18 protein-coding genes are annotated in these 20,928 nt (G+C 41.0%); 1 reads left to right on the top strand and 17 read right to left on the bottom strand.

What is annotated here, in order from left to right:
* Positions 1–19: 19 nt before the first annotated feature.
* On the bottom strand, positions 20–262 hold the full coding sequence (locus PFZ69_RS16090) for a glutaredoxin family protein (protein ID WP_270182366.1): 243 nt from the start codon (positions 260–262) through the stop codon (positions 20–22).
* A 109-nt stretch (positions 263–371) separates the two neighbouring features.
* Here PFZ69_RS16090 and PFZ69_RS16085 point away from each other — a divergent pair, with 109 nt between their 5' ends.
* Positions 372–1,061, top strand: coding sequence for a Crp/Fnr family transcriptional regulator (locus PFZ69_RS16085; RefSeq protein ID WP_270182120.1), 690 nt, complete (start codon positions 372–374; stop codon positions 1,059–1,061).
* 89 nt (positions 1,062–1,150) lie between these two features.
* Here the strand turns inward: PFZ69_RS16085 and PFZ69_RS16080 are convergent, their stop codons facing one another.
* The 16 genes from PFZ69_RS16080 to PFZ69_RS16005 all read right to left on the bottom strand — a co-directional run bounded on the left by PFZ69_RS16080 (position 1,151) and on the right by PFZ69_RS16005 (position 20,875).
* The gene (locus PFZ69_RS16080; RefSeq protein WP_224882559.1) at positions 1,151–1,357 is read right to left on the bottom strand and encodes a hypothetical protein; all 207 of its coding nucleotides are present in this window, start codon (positions 1,355–1,357) and stop codon (positions 1,151–1,153) included.
* Positions 1,358–1,465: 108 nt separating this feature from the next.
* Positions 1,466–2,581, bottom strand: coding sequence for an aminopeptidase (locus tag PFZ69_RS16075; RefSeq protein WP_270182119.1), 1,116 nt, complete (start codon positions 2,579–2,581; stop codon positions 1,466–1,468).
* A gap of 111 nt (positions 2,582–2,692) precedes the next feature.
* Positions 2,693–4,141: an aldehyde dehydrogenase gene (gene aldA, locus PFZ69_RS16070; RefSeq protein ID WP_270182118.1), complete on the bottom strand. Its 1,449-nt coding sequence runs from the start codon at positions 4,139–4,141 to the stop codon at positions 2,693–2,695.
* 81 nt (positions 4,142–4,222) lie between these two features.
* Positions 4,223–5,095, bottom strand: coding sequence for a patatin-like phospholipase family protein (locus tag PFZ69_RS16065; RefSeq protein WP_270182117.1), 873 nt, complete (start codon positions 5,093–5,095; stop codon positions 4,223–4,225).
* A gap of 93 nt (positions 5,096–5,188) precedes the next feature.
* Positions 5,189–5,326, bottom strand: coding sequence for a hypothetical protein (locus PFZ69_RS16060; protein WP_270182116.1), 138 nt, complete (start codon positions 5,324–5,326; stop codon positions 5,189–5,191).
* 342 nt (positions 5,327–5,668) lie between these two features.
* Positions 5,669–7,060, bottom strand: coding sequence for an argininosuccinate lyase (gene argH, locus PFZ69_RS16055; protein WP_270182115.1), 1,392 nt, complete (start codon positions 7,058–7,060; stop codon positions 5,669–5,671).
* A 12-nt stretch (positions 7,061–7,072) separates the two neighbouring features.
* Positions 7,073–8,290, bottom strand: a complete 1,218-nt coding sequence (locus tag PFZ69_RS16050) for an argininosuccinate synthase (RefSeq protein WP_270182114.1) — start codon at positions 8,288–8,290, stop codon at positions 7,073–7,075.
* A gap of 70 nt (positions 8,291–8,360) precedes the next feature.
* Positions 8,361–9,323, bottom strand: coding sequence for an ornithine carbamoyltransferase (gene argF / locus PFZ69_RS16045; RefSeq protein ID WP_270182113.1), 963 nt, complete (start codon positions 9,321–9,323; stop codon positions 8,361–8,363).
* A gap of 13 nt (positions 9,324–9,336) precedes the next feature.
* Entirely contained in the window at positions 9,337–12,528 is a 3,192-nt protein-coding gene (gene carB / locus PFZ69_RS16040; protein WP_270182112.1) for a carbamoyl-phosphate synthase (glutamine-hydrolyzing) large subunit, read from the bottom strand.
* Positions 12,515–13,594, bottom strand: a complete 1,080-nt coding sequence (locus PFZ69_RS16035; protein WP_270182111.1) for a carbamoyl phosphate synthase small subunit — start codon at positions 13,592–13,594, stop codon at positions 12,515–12,517. The genes carB and PFZ69_RS16035 overlap by 14 nt, the downstream gene beginning before the upstream one ends.
* Positions 13,591–14,757 (bottom strand): acetylornithine transaminase, encoded by a 1,167-nt coding sequence (locus PFZ69_RS16030; RefSeq protein ID WP_270182110.1) that lies wholly within the window; start codon positions 14,755–14,757, stop codon positions 13,591–13,593. Before PFZ69_RS16030 ends, PFZ69_RS16035 begins: the two co-directional genes overlap by 4 nt.
* On the bottom strand, positions 14,741–15,583 hold the full coding sequence (gene argB, locus PFZ69_RS16025; protein WP_270182109.1) for an acetylglutamate kinase: 843 nt from the start codon (positions 15,581–15,583) through the stop codon (positions 14,741–14,743). Before argB ends, PFZ69_RS16030 begins: the two co-directional genes overlap by 17 nt.
* Positions 15,546–16,778, bottom strand: coding sequence for a bifunctional glutamate N-acetyltransferase/amino-acid acetyltransferase ArgJ (gene argJ, locus PFZ69_RS16020; RefSeq protein WP_442865192.1), 1,233 nt, complete (start codon positions 16,776–16,778; stop codon positions 15,546–15,548). Before argJ ends, argB begins: the two co-directional genes overlap by 38 nt.
* 25 nt (positions 16,779–16,803) lie before the next feature.
* Entirely contained in the window at positions 16,804–17,841 is a 1,038-nt protein-coding gene (argC, locus tag PFZ69_RS16015; protein ID WP_270182108.1) for an N-acetyl-gamma-glutamyl-phosphate reductase, read from the bottom strand.
* Between the two features lie 561 nt (positions 17,842–18,402).
* Positions 18,403–20,559, bottom strand: coding sequence for a DNA topoisomerase III (locus PFZ69_RS16010; RefSeq protein WP_442865191.1), 2,157 nt, complete (start codon positions 20,557–20,559; stop codon positions 18,403–18,405).
* 94 nt (positions 20,560–20,653) lie between these two features.
* Positions 20,654–20,875: a DUF2553 family protein gene (locus PFZ69_RS16005; protein ID WP_270182106.1), complete on the bottom strand. Its 222-nt coding sequence runs from the start codon at positions 20,873–20,875 to the stop codon at positions 20,654–20,656.
* Between the last annotated feature and the right edge of the window lie 53 nt (positions 20,876–20,928).

Genomic DNA, 20,928 nt, shown 5'->3' with positions numbered 1-20,928 from the left:
TTTACTATATTCATCGCACCTATAAAAAGTTCATCTCAACATTCGAGTGATTCTGTATTAAAGTGAACTCAGAGCACACTTTATTGTTATAGACAAGCAGCGGTACAAGGAATTCTCCGGCCAATTGATAGAGATCTTCTTGTCTTTCTGGCTGTTCAAGGACATTCACTTCATCAAAGGAAATACCTGACTGCTTAAGGAGTCTTTTTGTTTTCTCACATTCAATGCAACTTGTTATCGTGTATAATCGAATATGTTCCATGTTAGACAAGTACCCTCCTAACAATTAGAGTATAACGGTATACGATTTATGATAATGTAAGCTATCTTACTCGTGAAAATGACTTGATTTAAGAACTGAAGGTGATCTTATGGATAAATTGACGATGCTTTCCCAGATAAACTTATTTGATGAAATGGAAATGAATGATTTAGTACAGATCGATCGTGTTAGCGATATGAAGCCAGTTAAAAAAGGAACCATCATCGTAGGACCTACAAAGCCGATGAAAGCGTTATTTTTATTGAAACAAGGAAATGTACGTTTGTATCGCTCCAATGATAGCGGAAAACAATTAACGGTCGATATTCTTGGAGATGGCAACATTTTTGGAGAAACCTCTAGTTTCTCACTAAGTGATGATTCTGTTTATGTTGAAGCGATGACAGACGTTTATTTATGTATTATCGGAAAAGAACAATTTGAAACTTTGCTCTCAGAAAACCCCAAGCTCGCCATAAAATTCATTGAAATACTGTCTTCACGCTTAAAAGAAATTTATGAAATGAGTGAAAACATTGCACTCAGAAGTGTAAAATATCGGGTGTTGTCTTTACTATTAAAACTTAGTGAGAAATTTGGAAAGCGTAAGAACGAATGGCAAACGATCGAGATCAAGCTTACACATTACGACATGGCTACGATGATCGGTTCTACTAGAGAAACTGTCAGTGCCACAATAGGAGACTTGAAAAAAGCTGGATACATAAAGAAGAACCCGTTAACTTTCGCCATACATGCTGAAAAAGCTAACAATTATTTAAGTGAAAATGGAGAGTAAAGATCAGAAATCTACAAACTTAAGCTGCCGAGGAATCCTCGACAGCTTTTTTAGTCATAATGATACTCTATAAAATACAAATCGAATCATTATGATTGCGTTTTTCCATCCGTTCCTTTTTGATTATCTTTTGTTCCTTCTAATTTATCCCATTTAATCGGTCTGTTTAAATTAAGTTTCTTTTTCAAATTCAATAAGCAGTTAAAATGACCAACATACCACTTATCGAATTTCACCATATGAATGGTCTCCCAGTCTCTCATCTCCTTTGTACATCCATCACAATGTATTTCCATTAAAGGCACTTCCTCTTAAGTAGATTTGTTTATTTATATTCAAACTACCAGGAATGTGATTGGTCATTTGTACGTAAAAAAGCGCATCCGTAGATGCGCTTCCTTATCTTACTTTAAATTTTCAGGATTTAATCCATTGAGATAGTCTGGTACAAACTTACCATCTTTTCTTATCAATTCATCATCAAACCAAATTTCTCCTCCACCATATTCAGGTCTTTGAATCAGCACCATGTCCCAGTGAACTGCTGAATCATTTCCGTTTGGTGCTTCGTCATAAGATTGCCCTGGAGTAAAGTGGAACGATCCGTCGATCTTTTCATCGAACAAGATATCTTTCATCGGCTCGCGAATATACGGGTTAACTCCGATTGCGAATTCACCGATATACCTAGCACCTTCATCAGTATCGAGTATGCTGTTCAATCGTTCTGTATCGTTCGCTGTCGCATCGATAATCTTTCCATTTTCAAACGTTAGCTGAACATTTTCGAAAACGAACCCATTGTATGGAGATGGTGTATTGTACGTGATCACGCCATTAACACTATCCACGACAGGGGCGGTAAATACTTCTCCATCAGGGATATTCAGTTGCCCTGCACATTTAATTGCTGGTATATCTTTGATGGAAAAGCTTAAATTCGTATCAGGTGAAACGATTCTTACAGAATCTGCACGATTCATTCGGTCCACAAGTGCATCCATCGCTTCATTCATCTTCGCGTAATCCATCGTACAAACATTAAAATAATAATCTTCAAATGCTTCTGTACTCATACTAGAGAGCTGAGCCATAGATGGGTTAGGATATCTCATTACAACCCACTTCGTATGTTTAACTCGTTGATTACTATGAACCTTTGTTTTATATACCTGATTAAACAATGCCATTTTTGCTTCAGGTACATCAGCAAACTCATTGATGTTGTCCGCGCCGCGAATACCGATATAAGCATCCATGCCTTCCATCTGGCGAAGATCATGTGTAGTCCAAGCCTCGATTTGCTCCTCGGTCGCATCTAATAATAGTTCACGTATAATCTGATTGTCTCGAAGGTTCACGTGTGGAAAGCCGCCTGCTTTATGTACCTCTTTTACTAAGCTCCGAACAAGTGAATTATCGATATTAAATGCTTCGATTAAAACATGCTCACCTTTTTCAATTCTTGTAGAATAGTGAACAAGATTTTCTGCTAATTTCTTAATACGAGAATCGATCATATTCTCCCTCTTTTCATTAATGACTTTACACCTATATTATAAGCGCTCTGTTATCTATCCTTCAAATGATTCGTTAATAACAAAAAACCGGAGAAAGTCTCCGGTCTTCTGTTATTTCGTATTTGGATCGTATTCCATGTAAATGACATGCGTCTTAAGGTACTCGTTTAGACCATGTTTTCCATCCGCACCACCGATTCCAGATTGCCCCATGCCTGCGTGGAACCCTTGAACAGCTTCAAAGTTTTCACGATTAACGTACGTTTCACCATACTTAAGCTCATTAGAAGCTCTCATCACTTCATGAATATTATCACTGAAGATAGAAGATGAAAGACCGTAGCGTGTATCGTTAGCCGCTTCAAGAACATAATCGAAATCGCTGTAGATTACGATTGGTAGGACAGGACCGAAAATTTCCTCTTGAATGATTTCCATATCTTGAGAAACGTCCGTTAACACGGTTGGTTCAAAATAATAGCCTTTCTCTCGGTCTATTCTCTTTCCACCCGTTTTCACTACTGCACCTGCTTCAACAGCATTGTTCACCATTTTCTCAACTGATTCAAGCTGTTCTTTGTTAACCAATGGACCGATATCGCATCCTTCTTCATCCAAAGAGTTGCCTACCTTTGTATCTTTAAAGGACTGAGTGATTTTTTCAATAAATTCATCTGCAACGTCTTCGTGGACATATACCCGTTCAGCATTCGTACAAGCCTGGCCGTTATTCGTAATTCTAGAAGTCGTGATTTTCTCAACTGCTAAATCGATATTCGCATGCTTTGTAACGATTGCAGGAGCTTTTCCTCCGAGTTCCAGGTTGACTTTCGTGATATTTTTAGCTGCTGCCTCCATCACTTTTGATCCTGCTGGATAACTCCCGGTTAAACTGATCATCGCAACATCAGGTGAAGATGCGAGCGGATTTCCAATATCAGATCCTTTACCAGTCACGAGGTTGAAGACTCCTTTTGGTAAACCGACTTCATGGATGATTGAAGTGAGTTCACATGCAGTGTTTGGAGTATACTGACTAGGTTTAATAATGATCGGGCACCCGGTTACAAAAGCTGGAGCTACTTTTCTAGCGAAGATGAACATCGGAAAATTCCATGGTACGATTCCCCCAACAACGCCAATTGGCTTTTTGAAGACCATGATGTTCTCATTCGGGCGGTCGCTAGGAAGTACTTCTCCTTCATATCTTCTCGCCCATCCTGCCATGTATCTAAAATAATCGATCGTAAGCTCTACTTCAGCTTTCGAAGCGTCTACCGTCTTTCCGTTTTCTTCAGTGAGCATCGTGATAAACGAATCTTTAGCTTCTTCTATTTTATCTGCAATTTTATATAAGTAATCGGCTCGTTCAATCGAGGTTTTCGCTTCCCACTCTTTTTGAGATGCTTTTGCAGCCGAAATGGCACGTTCGATATCCTTTTCATCCCCAAGCTGAATTTGTGAAATGGTTTCTTCCGTCGCTGGGTTGATGACATCGATCGTTTCTTCACTTTTACTATTCGTAAATTCTCCGTTTATATATAGCTGATACCGTTTCAATTGCAATACCTCCTACGTCTTGATGGAGGATACATTCCCAGGAATAAACATTTCAAAACCTTAAGGACGTCTTGAGTATGCTTAGATACTAGTAATTCCAGCGTGTAATGGTCTAGCGATCCATTTTTGAAGTGCTGCATGATGCTGTTTCGCATCTTCATATCCTTGATCATACAGAAGGGATAACCTTTCTTTTGAACGTTCGATACGATCCACTGCTAACGGTGTAGATGGTTGGATGACATAATAGTGTTCGGGATTTGACTCAATATGCTCGAGTGTTCGATTGTATCGTTCATACCTAGAATTGATGGCTAAGGCAAGCTTCGGATTTCTTTTATACAGTCGTTTGATGACCCACGAGAACTTGGACCGTTTCTTTCGATACCCTGCATTCCGTGTTAGTACGACGACATTCAAATGATTACCATCACGTTCAGATTTAAAGATCGGTATTGGATCTGCAATTCCACCGTCCAACAATAGTTTATCCTGTACTCTCACTGGAGGAGCCATAAAAGGTAATGAACTAGAAGCTCTTAAAATCGAAAGGAGCTGATCAGGTGCTTTTTCATTTTGAAAATAAACGGGTTCACCAGTGTATGTATCGGTCGTACCAACTATAAATTTCTCAGTAGTGGATGCGAAGGTGTCGAAATCAAACGGTACATGTTCAGTTGGTATGTCATTAAAAATCAAATCCATTCCAAAAAGCTGTTTCTTTCTTATTAAATTTTTATAAGACAGATATTCAGGGTGATTCACATAGTCGATGGTGACCTTTCTATTCCTCCCTGGCTGCCTTGAGAGATAAGATGCTGCGTTACAAGCTCCGGCAGAAACACCGATCACATAAGGAAAATAAAGCTCGTTCTCCATGAAGTATTCGAGTACGCCAGCAGTATATACACCCCTCATACCGCCGCCTTCTAATACTAAACCGATCGATTCCAAAGATAATCCCCCTTTTACATTTTTTTCTTATAATAAGTGTAAGGGATTACTCCGTTTAGCTCAACACGAAAAAAACCCCTGCAAGGGCAGGGATTATTCTTCACGCTCTTCATTTTTAACCGTTTTGTGACCGGTAGAGGCTTCATTAGGAAATGCTGTTTCATCTGCGTGCTGAGGACGTTTTCGCTGCATGCCTTTCTTCTTATGGTCGAATGCTTTCCCTCTTCCCAAAAGAAATCTCCTCCTTTCCAACTTTCATGAATAGTATCTCTCGCGTACCTTACTCTATTCTGAAATAAAATTAAAAAAGTTGAAATGGATTGTATATAAAACCAACAATGTGTGCATCATATATTTTGAAGAGGGAAGTTAAAAGTGCAAAAGGAATTACGGCTAACTTATCTAGGGAGATGGTCGCGTTGAACAACTCTGTTGGGAAAACAAGGCTCTAACTACTTTCATTAGAAAGAGGTGTCTCCAAAAGACAATTACCGTTTTACCCCATCGCTTTATTAGCAAAAGCTAACCTTCCTTCTTCAAGAGGGTCTTATCCATAAGGGTAGGGCCCTTTCTTTATGTGATGGGTTCTTCAACACTTAGGTGTTTTTTTGCTAAGCCCAGCTGTTGAACGATTTGCTCTGGAGATGTACCACCATAGCTTTTTCTTGCACTCATCACGTTATATGGTTTTAAGACTTCAAAAACATCTTCACTAAATAAGTCTGTAAACTCTTTGTACTCATCAAGACTAAGATCCAGCAGGTACTTGTTTTGCTGAATACAATGGAGAACGATTTTTCCGATCATTTCATGTGACTCTCTAAATGTCATCCCTTTGTTAACAAGGTAATCGGCTATATCGGTTGCATTCGAATAATCTTCATTAACTGCTTGTTTCATGTTTTCTTTCTTCACTGTCATGGTCGCGATCATCGGTGCGAGAAGCTGAAGTGCGCCATCTAGCGTTTTCGCTGTATCAAACATTCCTTCTTTGTCTTCTTGCATGTCTTTGTTATAAGCAAGCGGCAGTCCTTTTAAGACGGTAAGAAGACTGAATAGATTTCCGTAGACGCGACCTGTCTTTGCTCTTAGCAATTCCGGAACATCCGGATTTTTCTTTTGCGGCATGATGCTGGACCCTGTACAGAAAGAATCATCGAGTTCGATGAACTGAAATTCCTGGCTGCTCCAAATCACCAATTCTTCTGATAAGCGAGACATGTGCATCATAAGCATGGAGGCATTCGATAAGAATTCCAGAATAAAGTCGCGATCACTGACAGCATCCATACTGTTTGGATAAACAGCATCGAAACCGAGAAGCTCAGCGGAACGCTGTCGATCGATTGGAAAAGTCGTTCCAGCAAGAGCTCCAGCTCCGAGGGGCAGCATATTCGCACGCTTCAAGCTATCCTGAAATCGTTCTTTATCCCGTTCGAACATCCAAAAGTACGCGAGAATGTGATGAGCAAATGAAACCGGCTGTGCACGCTGCAGGTGCGTATACCCCGGCAATACGGTTTCCACATGCTCTTCAGCCTGGGTGATGATGGCTTCTTGAACAAGCTCAATATGCTTAATAAACTGCTTCACTTTTTTCACAAGATACATATGCATATCTGTTGCAACTTGATCATTTCTGCTTCTACCCGTATGAAGTTTCCCACCTACAGGTCCAATCTCATCGATTAAAGCTTTCTCGATATTCATATGAATATCTTCATGAGAAACATCATATTCAAATTGGCCAGACTGAATTTTTTCGAGGACGATCGATAAACCGCGCTTAATCTCTTTCATATCGCCCTCTGTAATCACACCGCACTCTGAAAGCATTTGAACATGGGCTAGGCTGCCTTCGATATCTTCTTCTGCTAGTTCCTTATCAAATTGAATGGAAGCTGTATATTCTTCAACGAGTTTATTGGTTTGTTTGGTAAAGCGTCCTCCCCATAACTTAGACACACTAACATCTCCTTATTGATGGACTTTTTGCTTTTGCTTTTTGTGAACTTCAGCGTTTACTTTCGTTGGTAAGCCCCACAACTTAATAAATCCTACCGCTGCTTCATGATCGAACATGTCTCCCTTAAGATAAGTAGCTAACTGTTCGTTGTAAAGGGAGTTCTCTGATTTACGTCCAACGACTGTATTCGTTCCTTTGTGTAGTTTGATACGTATTTTCCCACTCACTACTTTTTGCGTTTCGTTAATGAAGCCTTCTAGCGCTTGACGAAGCGGTGAATACCATAAACCGTCGTAAATCAGCTTCGACATTTGTTGATCGATCGTTGTTTTGAACTGAGATACTTCACGTGTGTGTGTTAAGAACTCTAGCTCTTTATGAGCGTTGATCAAGATCAATGCACCTGGGTTTTCGTACACCTCTCTTGATTTGATCCCAACAAGACGATTTTCGATGTGATCGATACGGCCGATTCCATGCTTTCCACCGATGATGTTTAGTTTTTCGATCAAGTCGACGAACCCTAATTGCTCACCATTCAATGCGACTGGGCGGCCTTCTTCAAAGTCGATTTCGATGTATTCAGGTTTATCAGGCGTCATTTCGAGTGGTGCCGTCCAATCAAATGCTGCTTCAGGTGCTTCCGCCCAAGGATCTTCAAGTACTCCAGCCTCACATGCACGACCCCAGATATTCGCATCGATTGAAAACGGGTTATCTAGCTTTACAGGAACCGGAATCCCTTTTTCTTCTGCATAGGCAATCTGTTCATCACGTGTCATGCCCCATTCACGAACTGGAGCAATCACTTTTAGGTTCGGGTTCAGCGCTTGAATGGAAACTTCGAAACGCACCTGGTCATTTCCTTTTCCAGTACATCCGTGTGCGACGGCTGTTGCGCCTTCTTTTTCTGCTACTTCTACAAGAAGTTTCGAAATTAAAGGACGTGAAAGAGCGGAAGACAGCGGGTATTTCCCTTCATATAGTGCGTTTGCTTTTAGTGCTGGTAGCAGATATTCTTCTGCAAGTAATTCTTTACCTTCGATCATATATGCTTTCGAAGCGCCAACGTTCAGCGCTTTTTCTCTAATGGTTTCTAGATCTTTACCTTCACCAACATCAAGTCCAAGAGCAATCACTTCATAGTCGTATTTCTCTTGAAGCCATTTGATTGAAATTGAGGTATCTAGCCCTCCGGAATAAGCAAGAATCAGTTTCTCTTTACTCATGTGATCCACTCCCTATCTCTGTATTAATATATATACTAACGTATATTTATTCAAATTGCATCAAAAAAAATCAATTTTTTAATAAAATTTTTAAAAGTGCTTTTTGGGCATGCAGACGATTTTCTGCTTCCTGGTATACAACGGAATGTGGACCGTCTATAACGCCTGTTGTAACCTCTTCTCCGCGGTGTGCTGGAAGACAGTGCATAAAGATGTAATTTTCATTCGCTTTTATACATAGCTCTTCATTCACTTGATAAGGTTCGAACACACCTTCACGTTCTTCTTGTTCAGATTCTTGCCCCATACTCGCCCATACATCGGTTATGATCACATCAGCATTTTGGATCGCGACTTCTGGATCTGTCGTCACTTCAATAATAGAACCTGTTTCTTGTGCAGTTTCTTTCGCTTGCGACAAGATCGTTTCATCTGGTTCATATCCCTCTGGACATGCGATTGTAAAATGCATTCCTACTTTTGCTGCTCCTTCAATTAAAGAGTGTGCAACGTTGTTTCCATCTCCAAAATAAGCTGCTTTTAGGCCTTTTAAGTACCCTTTCTTCTCTACAATCGTAAGAAGGTCTGCTAGGATTTGAGCTGGATGATGGAGGTCTGTGAGTCCGTTAATTACCGGAATCTCGGATGCTTCTGCGAACTGTTCAATCGTATCGTGTGCATACGTTCGAATCATCACGCCATCGAGATAGCCAGCTAACACATTCGCTGTATCAACAACTGACTCCCCTCGCCCTAGCTGAATATCTTTTGAACTTAGAAAGAGGGCGTGCCCTCCTAGTTGCAGCATCGCTACCTCAAATGAGACGCGAGTTCTCGTTGAAGACTTTTCGAAAATCATCCCAAGGACCTTTCCTTTTAGCTCTTCATGTGGAATGCCTTGTTTTTGTAAGTCTTTTAATTCTTCTGCGACTTTTAGGATATATAATAGTTCTTCAGTTGATAACTCATTGATCGTTAAGAAATCTTTTCCTTTTAAGCTTTCTTCAATTTTCTGTTCATATGTTTGAATCATATTCTCATCCTTCCTATTGTGTAACTTGCTTAAGATCGTGCCATTCTTGAATAGATGTAACGCTTGTTTTCTGTTGTTCGCCTAACGTAATCAATTGAAGTGTGTCTAAGTGTGTGAAGCATGGAATCTTGTAACGTGTACCTAACGCTCTGATTTGGAAACCTAAGCGATTTTTCTCACGTCCGATAGTTGGAATCGAAATAATTGCTTCAACCTCCTTGCTGATCAGTTGTTCAATCGCTGTTAGATTCTTCTCAACTTCTATAGACTGAACGCCTTCGCTCACTAGAAAGTTATGTGTACCAGGAGTTGCATATAATGTGACGCCTTTTTTTGTGAGCTCATCAAGTAGCAGAAGAGCGGCGTCTTTCGTTTCGTTATTGATTGAACATAGAACTGCTTTTGGAAGGCTAGATTTAACTGTAGGGATAATCGCCTTACTCAGTGCTTCCGTAACCGTTGAAGCGACAGAGAGCACTTCTCCAGTTGATTTCATCTCAGGCCCTAGCACATGATCCACGTTTTTTAACTTACCGTTTGAGAATATTGGAAACTTAACGGTGTAATACGGCTGTTCTTTCAATAATCCTTGTTCAGGAAGCTTACTTCCGTTGTTTAACTGCGCTTCGATCGCCCATTCAACGATTGGAACATTCGTCACTTTGCTCATTAACGGCACCGTTCTCGAAGCTCGTGGATTGATTTCCAACACGTAGATAGTATCTTCGCTAATGACAAATTGAATGTTCATGAGTCCACTGCATTGAAGTGCCTTCGATAGCTTTTCTGAATAGGTGGTGATTACTTGTTTTTGTTCATCCGTTAACGAGATTGGTGGATAGATAGCGGTACTATCTCCAGAGTGAACGCCGGCACGTTCAAGGTGCTCCATAATACCTGGAATCGCGATCTCTTCGCCATTACAAATGACGTCTACTTCACACTCCGTGCCTTCAACGAATCGATCTAATAGAAACGGCCACATTTTCTTTGAACTTGAGCCAAGTTTTTTCGTATATCGCTTCAGTTCATCCATCGTTCTAAAAATAAACATATTCTGTCCACCGATTACGTAGGAAGGTCTAACGATGATTGGGAACGTTAAATCAGCTGCTAACTGTTCCATTTCTTCAGGGTCATATGCCATTTTCCCTTCAACATAAGGAATGGTTAAGGAATCCAAAAGCTTATAAAACTGATCTCTGTCTTCCACTTTATTAATGTTCTCAACAGGCGTACCGAGGACTGGAATACCTCTTTCATGCAGTTCCTCCGCAAGGTTGACTGCTGTTTGACCGCCGAACTGAACAGCTACTCCCACAATGTTTTCTTTCTCAATAACAGCTAGCACATCTTCGATTGCAAGTGGTTCAAAGTATAAACGATCAGCAATAGAGTAATCTGTGCTCACAGTTTCTGGGTTGTTGTTCATAACGACAGCGCGGTAACCGAATTTTTTAACTGCGAGAGTGGCATGCACAGAGCAATAATCGAATTCGACTCCTTGACCGATTCGGATTGGACCTGACCCAAGAATAAGAATGGATGCATCAGGCTGATTCTCCGCTTCATCTTTTCCAAGGTACGTTGAGTAGAAATACGGTGTGACGGCTTCAAACTCACCTGCACAAGTATCCACCTGCTTCATTCCTCGCTCGATTCCTACTTTTTTACACTGAGTACGCACGATATCGATTGTTTTACCGATCGCCTCAGCAATAAACTCATCGCTAATATTTAGCTTCTTCGATTGAACAAGCAGCTCTGTATACGGTTCAGTCGTTTGTTTCAATTTCAATTCTGTATCGACGACCTTTTTAATTTTTACGAGGAACCATGTGTCGATCGACGTGTGGTTTCTTACCTCTTCAATGCTCAGCCCTCTTTTGAACGCTTCTCCAATAAGGAATAATCTTTCATCTGTAGGCGTTGTTAAGCTCTTTAGTAATTCTTCATTCTGTAAGTTTTGATAGTGTTCACCAGTTAAGGCATAACGTCCGATCTCTAGTGAGCGGATCGCTTTATTGAGCGCCCCTTCAAAGTTACGATCAATTGCCATCACTTCGCCTGTTGCTTTCATTTGTGTACCTAACACGCGATCTCCTTCAGGAAACTTATCGAATGGAAATCTTGGTAGCTTGACGACAAGATAATCTAGAGCGGGTTCGAATGCTGCGAACGTGTTCCCTGTTATTGGATTTGGCAATTCATCTAAGGTGTAACCGATCGCACATTTTGCTGCCATACGGGCGATGGGATACCCTGTTGCTTTTGATGCAAGTGCTGAGGAACGACTCACCCGAGGGTTAACCTCAATAATGTGGTAATCGTTCGATTCTGGATGTAAACCGATTTGAATATTACAACCGCCGATCACGTCCAGTGCTCGAATGACTTTTAACGAAACGTCTCTTAGCATTTGATACTGATAATCGTTTAGCGTCTGTGAAGGTGCGACGACAATTGAATCACCGGTATGAATTCCGACCGGATCCATGTTTTCCATGTTACAGACAATCATGCACGTATCATTTTTATCTCTCATCACTTCATATTCGATTTCTTTCCATCCAAGCATACTTTTCTCGATCAACACTTGATGTATTGGGCTAAGGGATAGGCCTCTCTCCACGATTTCTTCTAATTCCTGATCATTCGCAGCAAAACCGCCCCCTTCACCGCCAAGTGTATAGGCTGGTCGCACCATAATCGGGTAACCGATTTCCGATGCGAACGTTAACGCGTCTTCTTTTGAAAGAGCGATCTTTGATTCAGGAACCGGCTCTCCGATGTCGATCATCATCTGTCTGAATCTTTCGCGATCCTCACCATTTTGAATCGACTCGACTGAAGTTCCAAGCAGCTCGACATTGTGTTCTTCTAATATTCCTTTTTCATATAAGTTAACGGCAAGGTTAAGCCCTGTTTGGCCGCCTAGTGTTCCGATTAGTCCATCGGGTTGTTCCTTCATCAATACTTCTTCTACATATTCAAGTGTCATTGGCTCCATATAAACGCGATCTGCAATTGAAGAATCGGTCATGATGGTTGCTGGATTATTGTTGATAAGAATAACTTCGATTCCTTCTTCTTTAAGTGCCAGACACGCCTGTGTGCCAGCGTAATCAAATTCTGCAGCTTGACCGATCACGATTGGACCAGATCCTATAATAACGACTTTTTTCAGTTCTTTACGTAAAGGCATAGTGATGTTCTCCTGTTTGTGAAATTTGCTGTAAAAATGAGTTGAACAGAAACGCGGTATCAGAAGGTCCAGCATGTGCTTCGGGGTGGAATTGAACCGATTGGATGCTGAGCTTGTTGTGTTTTAACCCTTCTACGGTTTCATCATTTATATTAGTAAACGATACGGTGAAATTGGTTTTTTCAAGGCTTTCACTTACCACTTCATAGCCGTGGTTTTGAGAAGTGATATAAACTTTCCCTGTCTCTGTATGCTTAACAGGGTGATTTGAACCTCTGTGTCCAAAAAGAAGCTTTCTCGTTTGTGCACCATGTGAAAGCGCGAGAAGTTGATGACCAAGACAGATCCCGAATGTTGGGTATTGTTCACTAATCTTTTTAATGGTTTGGAACTGATCTGATAAGTCTTTCGGATCACCTGGTCCGTTACTTAACACAATGCCATCTGGTTTTAGAGCAGTGATGGATTCGTAACTAGTGTTATATGGGATAACCGTTACACAACATCCTAGATCAAGTAAGGATGTTAAGATCGATTTCTTATATCCATAGTCCATCAAAATCACGTGAGGACCATCAGCAGGATAATGCTTTGTCTCTTTAGTGGAAACGAACGGGACAAACACATTGTCATAGGTCCAATCTTCTTCGATCTCATTGGGAGCTTGTGATGTGATCTTCCCCTTCATCGTCCCATGTCCTCGAAGCAGCTTTACTATAGCTCTCGTATCAACACCGGTAAGGGAAGGAATCTTTTTTTCCTCGAGTCCATTTGAAAATGAGTTCTTAGATAAGTAATGACTAGGGATATCACACTGTTCACCTGTGACGACTCCGTGTAAGTAGAGCCCCTCACTTTCACTATCCAGCTCATTTAATCCATAGTTTCCGATCTGCGGATAGCAAAAAACAATGATCTGTCCTGCATAGGAAGGATCAGAAACAATTTCTTGATAACCAGTCATACTCGTATTAAAAACTACTTCTCCAAAAGCCTCTCCTTCATCATTCGTTAGTTCGCCTTCGAACACAGCACCGTTTTCTAGAACGAGATATCCTTTCTTCATTTGTGATCCTCTCCTTGCAGTTCAAATACTTGCTTCAATACGAATATAAATTCATTTATTTCTTCACAGCTTACATTTAATGGAGGTAAAATTCTGATTACATTCGGCCCAGCTGGTAAAACAAGTACGCCTTTTTCTCGAAGTGCCTTGATGAATGAAGCTGCATGATCTACTTCGATTCCAAGAAGCAGCCCTTTCCCTCTTACCTCATGTACAGCCGGGTATTTCGTGAATGGTTGTAATTCACTCATAAGAGTTTCTGAAACGCTTTTCACTTTTTCCAAAAGGTCCATCACTTCAATCACTGTCGCAACCCCAGCCGCGCTTGCTAATGGATTGCCACCAAATGTGCTTCCGTGAGTTCCTGGGCCAAAGGCCGTCGCGATTTCCGATTTTGCTAACATAGCTCCGATCGGAAATCCAGATCCTAGACCTTTTGCAAGTGTGATAATGTCCGGATCAAACCCATACTGTTCATGTGCAAATAGCGTCCCCGTCCTACCGATACCAGTTTGGACTTCATCCACAACGAGAAGGATATGATGCTTTTTACAAGTAGCAACGAGCTGATCGATCCAATCTTTGTTTGCTGGTCTAACGCCTCCTTCACCTTGAACGAGTTCAAACATCACAGCGGCGGGCTTTAGCTCTTCGATCATTGTGAGGCTTTCATAATCATTGAATGGTAGATAATGAAACCCTTCAAGCATGGATCCGAATCCTTGCTGAAGCTTCGGTTGTGCAGTCGCCGATAACGATCCTAACGTTCGACCATGAAAGGAATTTGAAAAGGTCACGATTGCTTCTTTTCCGCTCCACTTTCTTACAAGTTTGATCGCTGCTTCATTTGCTTCTGTTCCACTATTACAGAAGAACGCTTCGTCAAAACAGCTATTCTGAGTAAGAAGATTTGCGAGCTCTTCTTGTTTTGGGATGTTGTAGAGATTTGAACAATGCCACAGCATATTAAGCTGCTCCTCTATCGCTTTCTTTACGAATGAAGGCTGATGGCCAAGATTACAAGTGGCAATACCCGATGTGAAATCAAGATACTTCTTCCCCTCCGTATCGTAAAGGTAGCTTCCGAACCCTTTTTCTACGGTTAATGGAAGGCGATTGTATGTTTTCATAAGGCTTTCTGTAACTTTAGTTTGATGCGACATCCTCTAGCTCCTTCCGTACGATTCGGGTGCCAATCGAGCGATTCTCGACGGCTTTTTGTAACGCTTGCTCTTCTTTTCCATTTAAAATAATGACAGAACTGACTTCCTCAGATAACGCTGCTAATGCGCTTTTTACTTTAGGAATCATCCCTCCGAAAATAACGCCACTTTCGATCAATTCCATAATTTTTTCTTCATCTAGACACGGATAAACAACGTTCTCTCCGTTCACTGTTTCATAAATTCCTGGTATATCGCTGACAAGGCAAATAGGGGCTCGTAATGCTTTGGCTACGGCAGATGCTGCTTCATCGCCATTGATATTTAGTGTTTCTCCGCCTTGGTCCATACTGATTGGTGAAACGATCGGAATATAGCCACCTTCAGAAAGCTGGGTTATCAGTGTCCTATCTACCTTATTGACTTTCCCAACCCGACCGAGTGCTCGGTCGATGATCTCACATTGAAACAATGCTCCGTCCACTCCGCTTATTCCTACTGCCTTCCCACCAGCTTGGTAAATCTTTTTAACTAGTAACTTATTTACTTTTCCACTTAGGACCATTTCAACGATATCCACCATCTCTTCAGAAGTTACTCTCATTCCATCTACGAACTGTGTCTCGATCGAGGCTTGCTCGAGCATCAATGAGATCTCCGGACCGCCTCCATGGACGATGACTGGATGAACACCATAGATTTCCTTTAATTTTACGATGTCATGATAAAAGCTTTCTGGTAGTTCACTTAGAACACTGCCTCCACATTTAATGACAAAATAGCTTTTCTCACGTTCGGTATGATGCATTGATTCTGACGTAGTCATAAGAAAGGTCACACCCCCAAGCAACGGCTTTTTCGTTCCCATTATGAAGATCGACATGAATCTCAATCGTTTCACTTTCTAAGTATTCCTTTGCTTTCTCTTCACTGAAAGCTGTTGTGATTCCGTGATCGACGACGTTGATCGGTCCGATCGATATGGATAGTGATTCTTCCTCAACTGTTTCACCGCTATAACCGATCGCACATACGATTCTTCCCCAGTTTGCATCGGCACCATGAATTGCAGTCTTGACGAGGTTAGATCCTACGATCGATTTTGCGATCGCTTTGGCACCTTCTTTTGTTTCCGCCCCACTCACATGAACTTCAACTAACTTAGTCGCTCCCTCTCCGTCCTTCGCGATCATTTTTGCTAGCTGCTGGCTGACATATTCTAGAGCGGCAACAAATGTTGACCAGTCTGAATGGTTTTTATTTAACGGCACGTTAGCTGCTTTTCCGTTCGCCATTAAGAGCACCATGTCGTTCGTACTCGTTTCGCCGTCAACAGTGATCATATTATAGGTTCGATTCGTTATGTCATTTAGAGCAGATTGTAATGCCTTCTGTTCCACAGCTGCATCTGTCGTAACAAATGCCAGCATGGTCGCCATATTGGGTTTGATCATTCCAGAGCCTTTGGCTGCTCCTCCGATCGTGACCTCTTTTCCATCAATCTCACATGTTACCGCTACTTCTTTCGTAACTTTATCAGTCGTAACAATCGCCTCAGCAAACTGGTTACCATTCGTTGAATTCTTATAGTCTGGTATTCTATTAATTCCATTAAGAATGGCATCCATCGGCAAGTATTCACCGATAACGCCAGTAGAAGTAACGGCTGTTTCTGTTTCCTTCAAATTCATGATGTTCGCAAACTGTTTTCTCATTTCGTATGCGTCTTCTAAGCCTTTCTTACCTGTAAATGCGTTCGCATTCCCTGAATTGACCACGATCCCTTGTAAGGTTCCACCAAGTAGGCTTTCTTGAGTAACCTTGAGCGGAGGGGCTTGAAAGGTATTCATCGTGAATACACCTGCAGCGACTGCTGGAACATGTGAGGTTATCCATCCTAGGTCTTTACGTTTTCGCTTAAATCCTGCATGAAACCCTCCTGCTTCATATCCTTTTGGAGAAGTCACTGTACCGTTTTCTAAAATAGTAAACTGCCCTTCTTCTTTAACTGCTATCGTCACATCTTTCAATCCTTTCAATTTAGAATCATGGGAATACAGGCGTAAGTTCTAAACCTGCTTTTTCAGGTAATCCGAAGTGTAGATTCATATTTTGTACTGCCTGCCCTGCTGCACCTTTCATCAAGTTATCGATTACTGAAATGACGGTTAAGCGATTTGTTCTAGGATCTACTGAAAATCCAATATCGCAATAGTTCGATCCAGATACTCCTTTTGGTGTTGGCCACTTTCCTTCAGGCATAATTCGGATAAAAGGATGATCGTCATAATAAGAGCGATATAGTTCAATGATGTCACTTGTTGTTTTCGATTCAGTTAAATCAATGTACATACTGCACATCATCCCCCTCGTTAATGGGATTAGATGAGTTGAGAAAGTAACACGACTATCCATGTCAATTTGATCTGACAAAATTTGTTCAATCTCTGGGATGTGCTGATGTTTCCCTAGTTTATAAGCCGATATGTTCTCGTTAACTTCAGAATAATGTGTTGTTTGGCTAATCTTTCGTCCTGCACCAGATAACCCTGATTTGCCATCTATGATTAACGTAGCCGGGTTACCCCACTTTCGTTTTAGGACTGGCAGAATACCAAGTAAGGTCGCAGTCGGATAACAGCCTGGGTTCGCAATTAAAGCTGCTGTGGAAATGTCTTCACGATAGAATTCCGGCAAACCGTACACGGCTTTATTTAACACCTCTTTTGGTGGTGATGTATGTTTATACCACTCTTCGTATGTTCCTTCACCCTTCAATCTGAAATCTCCAGATAAATCTATACATGGAACACCTAATTTGAGCAACGTTGGGATAGACTCAGAGCTAACACCGGCAGGAGTAGCAAAAAAGACGACGTCTACCTTATTGGCAAGCTCCTCACATTGAAGGGAATCGAACTCCTCTATGACAAGATCTTTAAGATGTGGAAACACTTCTTCTACTCTCATTTCTGTATTCGATGGAGATACGATCGTATCAATTTTTATGTGCGGATGTTGAAGCAATATTCGTATCAATTCTAGTCCGCTATATCCACTTGCACCTACAATACCTGCTTTCACTACTTCAACTCCCTTAAATCTTTGTTATTGAATGATTATACATAAACAAGAATATATATACAATAGGTTTTTAGATATTTTAAAAATTATTTTATAAACAATAAAAAAGCACGCCCCTCGATGAGGAGCGTGCTTCAATTTGTAGAAAACCTGACGTATGATGATCCCAATGACGTAGGAGCAAGAATACCTCATGCTTTCCTGTGGACGAACGCCCGAGCATCAAAGCGGACAAAAACCGTCCCCTTCGTGTCTCGAACGCCCGTTGGACCACGGGAGTCATGAGGTATTCGCTCCTACTAAAAAACATTCAAACAATATAAACTTTCCGAACGATTATACTTACAAAACATATCAATTCAATGAACTTCTTAATTTGGATAATTAACCTTACGAGAACGAGGTGCGGAAGACTTCTCGATTCAAGCGAGACGAGTGTGAGGTTGCTCACCGTCCATTGGAAAGGGGCGTTCGCAATTCACTCCTATTCCTTTAGACATACCTCTATAGAATTTATCAATAGCCTGAAGCCCCCCCCCCTCGAAAAGGAGCGTGCTCATGTTATTTTCTATCAAACTCGAAAGTTAGTTTCTTATCAGCCGCATTCCATACCAATGCAGCGTCAAAAGATCCTTTCTTGCCTTTTAACCCTTTTATTATATTCGATTTACCATCTTTAAGTATTTTCTTAGCATTTGCTTGTGAAACTTGTTTTCCAAGGATTCGTTTTGATAACGTAAATGGGCATTTGTTCTTGGAATAACCGCTACATCCATATAATTTCCCTTTATCAATAACATCCGCGCCACATAGTGGACACATTCCAACCTTTTTTCCAAGAGCTTTCTTTGAAGTTGTCGAGGGTTCGATTGTAATTCCTTTTGTATCCCATGACTCTGAAGATCGAATCGCATCTTCTGTTAATTTTGCAGCTAGCTTCTTAACTGATTCCATGAAAGCTTGAGGTGAAGCGTGTCCACTTCCGATCTCTTTTAACCTCTGCTCCCATTTTGCAGTCATTTCTGGACTTGCAAGTACTGCTTCCCCGATCGAGTCGATGAGTAATATTCCTTTTTCCGTTGCTGAAACCTGGTTTTTGACGACTTCGATATATTTTCGATCTTTCAGCATCGTTATTATGCCCGCACGGGTGGCTTCCGTTCCAAGCCCTTCTGTGTCTTTAAGCACTTTTTCTAACGATTCATCTTCAAGATGTTTTCCTGCTGTTTTCATCATCGTAATGAGCTGACCCTCTGTAAATCGTTTTGGAGGCTGCGTTTTGCCCTCTACTACATCCATAGATAATACAGTCCCAGCCTGCCCTTTGTCGATTTGAGGTAGAACTTCGTCTTTTTGCGTTGAGTTTATGACCTTATGCCATCCTTCTTGAACTTTCACTTGTCCCTTAGATACAAATTCTGCACGATCATCTACTAAAGTCGTTAATGTCGTATAATCGACGATTGCGACATCTTCATGTGCAGCGAGTAAGCTTCTTGCGATAAGGTCATAGATTTTTGACTCCTCACCAGATAGCTTTTCTAGTTTAGGAACCTGCTCCGTTGGAATGATCGCGTAGTGATCACTCACTTTTGAGGCATTCACATATCGCTTATCGTTCATGATGGATTGTTTTGCTAATGGAAAAAACTCTTTATATGCGTCTTGCTTCTGGAGTTTAGAGAGAATTGACGGAAATTCTGCAGCTTCCTCTGTCGTTACAAAACTCGAATCACTTCGCGGGTACGATATCATCCCTTTTGTGTAAAGTTTCTGTGCGATATCGAGTGTTTTTTTCGGTGAGAACTTATACTTCTTGTTCGCTGCAGATTGGAGTGACGATAACTGAAATAGATAAGGAGGTTTATATTGTTTCCTTTCTTTTTTTACATCACTGGCCCGGCATGGTTTATTGAGACAAAAAGAGGCGATCGCATTAGCCATCTCCGGAGTATCGATTCTCGTCTTATCTTCTTTTATCCACTTTCCGACTACCTTTTGACCATTGTAATCGAATGTCCCTTTAACTTCCCAAAACGGTTCAGATTTGAAGTTTGCGATCTCTTTTTCACGCTTAACAACTAAAGCTAAAGTTGGCGTTTGAACTCTTCCAGCTGAAAAGACATCCTGGATTCCTTTCTGTTTAAATAAAAGCGTGTATGCCCTCGATGCGTTGATTCCCACAACCCAGTCTGCGCAAGAACGTGCATAAGCTTCGAAATACAAGTTCCGTGTATCACTTTCACTCCGTAAAGCTCTAAACCCTTCTTTAACAGCTTTTTCCGTTAAAGATGATATCCATAGTCGCTTCATCGGTTTTTTGCTGCGAACCTGATTCAAGATCGTCCTCACGATCAACTCACCTTCGCGACCGGCATCACCTGCATGAATAATGGATCCTACGTCTTTCCTATGTACGATGTCTTTTATGACATTGAATTGCTTCCATTTACTTTTTGTAACTTGATATTGAAATTGCTCTGGAATCATCGGTAAAGTCTGTAACGACCATTTCTTCCATTCTGACTTATAGGTTTCAGGAGGGACTAATTCGCAGAGATGTCCTACTGCCCACGTTACATAAGCACCACCCGGAAAATCAGGTGTAGGTTTAATGTAGATGTATCCTTGTTTTTTTTCAGAGGGATAAGGAGCGGCTAATCTTGAGCCTTGGTCTGGCTTTTCCGCAATAATACATACTGCTTCCAATCTAAACATCCCTTCTTCTTCATGAAATCTTTCCTTATCTCAGTATAGCTTACCACGTAATCGTTGTGGGCATAAAAAAACTGCTGGAACGCCAGCAGCATTTTTAACACCAGCCTAAATCACAATCGAACACGAATTGTTTAATGTCTTCTGGTTCTTTTTCTAAAACATAGATGCGGTGATCTTCAACAACATATGAAGCATCTACTTGATAAACAGCTGTTTTGATATTGAGTTCACCAATTTTCACTTTATTTCTATAAAGATCGATGTTACCTTTATTAAGTTTTCCTGTAACAAAACTTGTGACCTCAATTCTTTTCATCCCATATCCCTCTTTTCTAATAAATATGACCTTAAACAAAAGTCGTCTTTGAT

The organism is Alkalihalobacillus sp. CinArs1 (assembly GCF_947387515.1).
GTDB lineage: Bacteria > Bacillota > Bacilli > Bacillales > Guptibacillaceae > Guptibacillus.
Note: the sequence above shows the minus strand (reverse complement) of the source record. Positions and strands in the feature narration are given on the sequence as shown.

Excerpts from the sequence above, each read along its gene's own strand:
- PFZ69_RS16090 (WP_270182366.1), bottom strand. The coding sequence starts at position 262 with ATGGAACATATTCGATTATACACGATAACAAGTTGCATTGAATGTGAG.
- PFZ69_RS16050 (WP_270182114.1), bottom strand. The coding sequence starts at position 8,290 with ATGAGTAAAGAGAAACTGATTCTTGCTTATTCCGGAGGGCTAGATACC.
- PFZ69_RS16080 (WP_224882559.1), bottom strand. The coding sequence starts at position 1,357 with ATGGAAATACATTGTGATGGATGTACAAAGGAGATGAGAGACTGGGAG.
- PFZ69_RS16035 (WP_270182111.1), bottom strand. The coding sequence starts at position 13,594 with ATGAAGAAAGGATATCTCGTTCTAGAAAACGGTGCTGTGTTCGAAGGC.
- PFZ69_RS16010 (WP_442865191.1), bottom strand. The coding sequence starts at position 20,559 with ATGTTTAGATTGGAAGCAGTATGTATTATTGCGGAAAAGCCAGACCAA.
- argF (WP_270182113.1), bottom strand. The coding sequence starts at position 9,323 with ATGATTCAAACATATGAACAGAAAATTGAAGAAAGCTTAAAAGGAAAA.
- carB (WP_270182112.1), bottom strand. The coding sequence starts at position 12,528 with ATGCCTTTACGTAAAGAACTGAAAAAAGTCGTTATTATAGGATCTGGT.
- PFZ69_RS16075 (WP_270182119.1), bottom strand. The coding sequence starts at position 2,581 with ATGATCGATTCTCGTATTAAGAAATTAGCAGAAAATCTTGTTCACTAT.
- PFZ69_RS16030 (WP_270182110.1), bottom strand. The coding sequence starts at position 14,757 with ATGTCGCATCAAACTAAAGTTACAGAAAGCCTTATGAAAACATACAAT.
- PFZ69_RS16085 (WP_270182120.1), top strand. The coding sequence starts at position 372 with ATGGATAAATTGACGATGCTTTCCCAGATAAACTTATTTGATGAAATG.
- argB (WP_270182109.1), bottom strand. The coding sequence starts at position 15,583 with ATGACTACGTCAGAATCAATGCATCATACCGAACGTGAGAAAAGCTAT.
- PFZ69_RS16005 (WP_270182106.1), bottom strand. The coding sequence starts at position 20,875 with ATGAAAAGAATTGAGGTCACAAGTTTTGTTACAGGAAAACTTAATAAA.